Raw genomic sequence first — 6,000 nt, 5'->3', positions numbered from 1 at the left:
GCCTGCGGCTGGGCGGGGGCCGTCGGTGCGGCCGGCCGCTCCGGACCGCGCTGGCCGGGCTGGCCGCCTCCGGGCGACTGCGGGCGCCGTGGCCCGCGCGGGTCGTCGTCTCCGGCGGCGGGAGCCTGTGCGACCCGGTATCCGGCCTGAGCGAAGGCCTGCCCGGCTTGCGAAAGGACGAGGGCCGGCAGGACGGTCCCGACCAGCAACCAGCGTTTCGTGCGCATCTTTATTCCCGTCGTTCGTTTCAACGTGCGGGTATCAGGCCGCTTGCGGCCTGAACCCCCGATGAAGCGAAAACGGCAGGAATCGGGCAGTTGTTCCCGTCTTGCGGCGTTTTAAAGGCCGGCCTCGGCCTTCACATAGGCCGCGATCTCGGCATGGGTCGCGAACCAGCAATCGCCCTTCGCCTTGGCCAATCGGACCAACTCCTCGAGGATCCAGAAGCGCGAGCGATAGGTGATGACATGCGGGTGCATGGTCAGCAGGAAGAGCCCGCCTTCGGCATAGGCACCCTCGAATTCACGGCGGAAGATGTCGAAAACCGCTTCCGGCGACGTATAGGGCCTCAAGCCCTGGAAGCGGTTCATGCTGAGATAGGGCGCGTCGTCGCGGATCCACTCGACCGGCAGTTCGACGATGCCGGTCGGCTCGCCCTTCTCGACGATCTCATAGGGGTCGTCATCGGCGAAGAGCGAGGAATCGTAGAGCAGCCCCAGCTCGCGCTCGATCGAGAGCGTCACGTCGGAGAAATCCCAGGACGGGGTGCGCATGCCGACCGGGCGGACGCCGGTGACCTTCTCCAGCGTATCGGCCGAGCGCAGGTGCAGTTCGCGCTCGTTTGCCGGGGGCACCGCCGTGTTGACCTCATGGATCCAGCCGTGGAGGCCGATCTCGTGGCCGGCGCCGATGATGCGGCGCTGCTCGTCCGGATAGAGCAGGGCGGTGACGGCGGGCACGAAGAAGCTCGCGGGGATATCCTGCCACTTCAGGAGATCGAGGATTTTCGGCACGCCGACGCGGTTGCCGTACTGGCCCCATGAGAGGCGCCCGACCGACTTGCCGCCGTCGCGCAATTCGTTGGTCTCGTGGTCGACGTCGAAGGAAAGCGCGACCGCGCAGCGCGCGCCGTTCTTCCATTTTGCCGGCTTCAGATTGCGTCCGGCGCGAACCTGCTCGACCTTGCCGCGCCAGACCTCTTCCGGCCATTGCCAGGGCAGGAGTTCATCGGATTGGGTCATGGCGTGTCCTTTCCTGTCGAAAAACCCACCGTCATTGCGAGCACAGCGAAGCAATCCAGGGGACTTGGTGAGGCGGTTCGGCCCAGTCCCCCTGGATTGCTTCGTCGCTTCGCTCCTCGCAATGACGGCATGGAGCTTCACGCCGTCGGCAGCACCGGCACGGCGGCGAGCAGGCGCTTGGTGTAGTCGTGCTGCGGATGGTCATAGACCTCGCCAGCCGGGCCGCTCTCGACGATCCGGCCGCGATACATGATCGCGACGCGGTCGCAGAGATGGCGGACGACCGAAAGGTCGTGCGAGATGAAGATCAGCGTGAGATCCAGTTCCTGCCGAAGCCTGATCAGCAGGTTGATGATCTGCGCCTGGATCGAGACGTCGAGCGAGGCGACCGGCTCGTCGCAGACGACGACATCGGGCTGCATCGCAAGCGCACGGGCAATGGCGACGCGCTGGCGCTGGCCGCCCGAGAACTGGTGCGGATAGCGGTCGGCGAAATCGGGATTGAGCCCGACCGCCGCCAGCCATTGCCGGACGTATTCCTTGGCCTGCGCGCGCTCGACGAGCCCATGCGTCAATGGCCCCTCGGCGATGCTGTCGCCGACCGTCATGCGCGGGTTGAGCGAGGCGAAGGGGTCCTGGAAGATGGTCTGGACGCGCGTCGTGACCTTGTGCGGCGGCTCGCCCGCGCTCATCACAGGCGCGCCGTCGATGCGGACGGAACCGCTATCGGGCGCATAGATGCCGGCGGCGACGCGCCCGAGCGTCGACTTGCCGGAACCGGATTCGCCGACGAGCCCGAGCGCCTCGCCGCGCTTCAGCACCAGCGTGACATCGTCGACCGCCTGCACCACGGCAGGAGCTTTCGAGAGGCCGGCCTTCTGTGCGAGCTTGCGGAACAGGCCGGGTGTCCCGGCAAAGCGCTTGGCGACATGCTCGATGCGGACATAGTGGACGGCATCGGCGACGACGGGCGGAGCCTGTGTCACGGCGCGCGGCGGCGGCGCCACATCGGAGCCGACACCGCCGGCCAAGAGCTTGCCGGGCTCGGAGCGCGAGGGCAGCGCGTCGAGCAGTCCTTTCGTATAGGGATGTTGCGGATGGGTCAGCACCGAAAGCGTCGGCCCGGCCTCGACGATCTTGCCGTGCCGCATGACGCAGACATGGTCGGCGAGCGAGGCGACGACGGCGAGGTCATGGCTGATCCAGATCAGCGCCGTACCGAGCTCGGCGACCAGCTCCTTCATCTCGGCGAGGATTTCGGCCTGGACGGAGACGTCGAGCGCAGTCGTCGGCTCGTCGCAGATGATCAGCTTCGGCCGGTGCAGCAGGGCGATCGCGATGGCGACGCGCTGGCGCATGCCGCCGGAGAACTGGTGCGGATAGAAATCGACCTTGGCCTCGGCATCGGGAATGCGGACCTGCGCCAGCGCCGCGACGGCCCGGCGGCGTGCTTCCGCGCCGGAGACCGTCTCGTGCGCTTCCAAAGCGAGCCTGATCTGCGTGCCGATGGTCAGCATCGGGTTCAGCGTCATCATCGGGTCCTGGAAGACCATCGAGATCTGCTTGCCGCGGACCTTGCGCAATTCGGCTGGCGGCAGGCCCGTGAGTTCGCGGCCTTCCAGCTTGACCGAGGAGCCGGGCTCGACGCGCCCGGGCGGATCGATCAGGCCGATGATCGAGAAGCCGGTGATGCTCTTGCCCGAGCCGGATTCGCCGACGAGCCCCATCACCTCGCCGCGCTTCAGGGCGAAGGAGACGCCGTCGACCGCCTTCACCACGCCGGCGCGGGCGTGGAAATGGGTCGCGAGGTTCGTGACCTCTAGGAGGGGCGCTTCGGTCATCGCTTGCTCCCTTCTCCCCATGCGGGAGAAGGTGCCGGCAGGCGGATGAGGGGTCGCGCGACGCTGCCAGACGTCGTCGACTGTGCAACGCGCCAACCCATCAGCGTCGCGCGACCCCTCACCCCAACCCTCTCCCGCAAGGGGAGAGGGGGCCGCGTGGCGCCCAGTCTTGGCCAGAGCCCCCTCATCGCTTCAGCCTCGGATTGACCTGATCGCGGATGCGGTCGCCGACGAGATTGATCGCGACGATCAGCACGATGAGTGCGAGGCCGGGATAGATCGAGATCCAGTAGCGGCCGGAGAGCATGTACTGGAAGCCGTTGGCGATCAGCATGCCGAGCGAGGGCTCGGTCACCGGCAGGCCGACGCCGAGGAAGGAGAGCGTCGCCTCCAGCGCGATGGCGTTGGCCACCTGCACGGTCGCGACCACGATCAGCGGCGGCAGGCAGTTCGGGAAGATGTGGCGCAGGACGACGCGCCAACCCGGCAGCGGCGTCGACAGCACCGCCTCGACATAGTCCTTGCCGCGCTCGGCCGAGGCCGCGCCATGGGCTGTGCGGGCAAAATAGGCGTATTGCGCGGCGGCGAGCGCGGCGATGAGCTGCATCTTGCCCTGGCCGAGCAAGGCCGAAAGCACCAACGCGAGCAGGATCGCCGGAAAGGCAAGCTGCAGATCGATGACGCGCATGATGAAGGCCTCGCGGCGCCCGCCCGCATAGGCCGCGCCGATGCCGAGCGCGACGCCGAGCGTGAAGGCGATGGCGCCCGCGACCAGCCCCATCTGCAGGGAGATGCGCAGGCCGTAGAGGATCGCGGAGAGCAGGTCGCGCCCCTGCGCATCGGTGCCGAGCCAATGCGTATAGCCGCCCTCGCCGACATAGCCCGGAGGGCGGCGGGCATCGGAGAGCGAGAGATTGGCGAGGTCGTAAGGGTCCTGCGGCGCGACCAGCGGCGCCAGCAGGGCGATGCCGATCGTCAGGACGACGACGGCAAGCGCCACGACGGCGGTCCGGCTTTCGCGGAACTCGGCCCAGAAGCGCGCGGCGGGAGAGGCGTCGGTCATCGTGCACCTCCCTTCCGCAGCCGCGGATCGAGCCCGACATAGGCGAGGTCGACGAGGAAATTGATGGTGATGAAGACGAAGGCGACGAGCATCAGATAGGCGACCATCACCGGCCGGTCGAGCGACTGGATGGAGTCGATGATCAGCTTGCCGATGCCGGGCCAGGAGAAGATCGTCTCGGTGACCACCGCGAAGGCGAGCGTCGAGCCGAATTCGAGGCCGAAGACGGTGACAAGCGGAATCGCGATCAGCCGGAGCACGTGCCGACGCAAGACGGTCCATTCGGAGAGGCCGGCGGCGCGGGCGAATTTCACGGTGTCGGAGAGCATGATCTCGCGCGTGCCGGCGCGGGCGAGGCGCGTCATCAGGGCGAGCTTGAAGAAGGCAAGGTTCAGCGCCGGAAGCAGAAGATGGCTCAGGCCGTTCAGCGTCAGGAAGCTCCACTCGACGCCGAAGATGGAAACGGTCTCGCCGCGCCCGCCGGCCGGCAGCCATTGCAATTCGACGGCGAAGGCCATGATCAGCACAAGGCCGATCCAGAAGGTCGGTACCGAGAAGCCGAGGATCGAGACCGTCATGATCAGCTTGGAGGCGAAGCTGTCCGGCCGGTAGCCGGCATAGATTCCGGCGGGAATGCCGATCAGCGCGGCGCCGCAGACCGCGGCCAGCGTCAGTTCCAGCGTCGCTGGGAGGCGCGACAGGATCAGCTCCATCACCGGCATGCCGAAGACGAAGGAGCGGCCGAAATCGCCGTGCAGCACGCGGCCGAGGAAGGTCAGGTACTGTTCCCAGAGCGGCCGGTCGAGTCCGTAATGGGCGATGGTCTGGAGCCGCAACTCCTGGCTGACATCGGGGCCGATCAGCACGTCGATCGGGTTGCCGATCGCATAGACGCCGACGAAGACCAGCACCGACATGACGAGCATGACGACGAGCGCCTGGGCCAGCCGATTGACGATGTGGCCTAGCATGGGTTGCGCCTTGATCGGCTATTCCCGCAAGCCCTCATCCTGAGGAGCGCCGCAGGCGCGTCTCGAAGGATGTTCCAGTTGGCAGCGACGGTGCATCCTGGAGCATCCTTCGAGACGCCGCTTCGCGGCTCCTCAGGATGAGGGCTGAGGAGCCGCGGCCTCACGGCCAGTTCTCCACCATCACGGCCCGCGTCTCCTCGACGCCGACCTGCCAGAGCCTGAGCATCTCCTCGTCCGGCCGCTGGTAGAGGCCGTGGAAATTGCCGTCGCCCAAAATCTCGCGGCGCTTCGCCGGGCTCGCGGCCTGGTATTCGGCCGCGTTGAAGGGTGGCTTCAGCGTATCGGGCATGGCGACACCGGCGAGCCGGGTCCAGGGGAAGTTCTCCATCCAGGAGGCATGGGAAGCGGCGGGATCGACCGCCTTCACCGCCGCCTGGAATTGCGGCGCGGCCCACCAATTGTGCAGGCGGATGCTGGCATCCGGGTGCTTGTCCAGCCATTCGGTCGCGAAGTTGAGGGCCGGCGAATTGCCGCCATGGCCGTTGACGAGGACGATGCGACGGAAGCCCGAACGATAGAAGCCGTCGAAGATATCGCCGAGCAAGGCGGCATAGGTGCTCATCTTCAGCGAGATGCTGCCAGGGAAATTCAGGAAGCCCGGCGTCAGACCATAGGCCAGGACCGGAAAGACGGGGATGCCGAGCGGCTCGGCCGCCTCCTGCGCCACGCGCTCAGACAGGATCACGTCGGTCGCAAGGCTCAGGTAGGCGTGCTGCTCGACGCTGCCCAGCGGCAAGACGCAGCGGTCGTCCCGCTGCGCCTGGGCCTCGATCTGCATCCAGTTCAAATCGGCGACACGCACGGCGCGATCCTTGCTTCGCTTT

Annotated in this window: 5 protein-coding genes and 1 pseudogene; all 6 read right to left on the bottom strand. The window is 67.0% G+C overall.

The window, feature by feature from the left end; translation table 11 throughout:
* Positions 1 to 227: pseudogene (locus Q0Q02_RS17515) on the bottom strand (hypothetical protein); the annotation flags it as partial.
* A gap of 111 nt (positions 228 to 338) precedes the next feature.
* Positions 339 to 1,241, bottom strand: coding sequence for a polysaccharide deacetylase (locus Q0Q02_RS17510; protein WP_293811213.1), 903 nt, complete (start codon positions 1,239 to 1,241; stop codon positions 339 to 341).
* Between the two features lie 137 nt (positions 1,242 to 1,378).
* The gene (locus tag Q0Q02_RS17505; protein WP_293811212.1) at positions 1,379 to 3,082 is read right to left on the bottom strand and encodes an ABC transporter ATP-binding protein; all 1,704 of its coding nucleotides are present in this window, start codon (positions 3,080 to 3,082) and stop codon (positions 1,379 to 1,381) included.
* A 184-nt stretch (positions 3,083 to 3,266) separates the two neighbouring features.
* Positions 3,267 to 4,145: an ABC transporter permease gene (locus Q0Q02_RS17500; RefSeq protein WP_293811210.1), complete on the bottom strand. Its 879-nt coding sequence runs from the start codon at positions 4,143 to 4,145 to the stop codon at positions 3,267 to 3,269.
* Positions 4,142 to 5,116: an ABC transporter permease gene (locus Q0Q02_RS17495; RefSeq protein ID WP_293811208.1), complete on the bottom strand. Its 975-nt coding sequence runs from the start codon at positions 5,114 to 5,116 to the stop codon at positions 4,142 to 4,144. The genes Q0Q02_RS17500 and Q0Q02_RS17495 overlap by 4 nt, the downstream gene beginning before the upstream one ends.
* 160 nt (positions 5,117 to 5,276) lie before the next feature.
* The gene (locus Q0Q02_RS17490; RefSeq protein WP_293811207.1) at positions 5,277 to 5,978 is read right to left on the bottom strand and encodes a creatininase family protein; all 702 of its coding nucleotides are present in this window, start codon (positions 5,976 to 5,978) and stop codon (positions 5,277 to 5,279) included.
* Positions 5,979 to 6,000 lie beyond the last annotated feature (22 nt).

Origin of the sequence: uncultured Allobosea sp. (assembly GCF_945956895.1) — a bacterium.
In the GTDB taxonomy this organism is placed as follows: Bacteria; Pseudomonadota; Alphaproteobacteria; order Rhizobiales; family Beijerinckiaceae; genus Allobosea.
The sequence above is the reverse complement of the archived record's forward strand: the minus strand, read 5'-3'. Positions and strand labels throughout refer to the sequence as shown.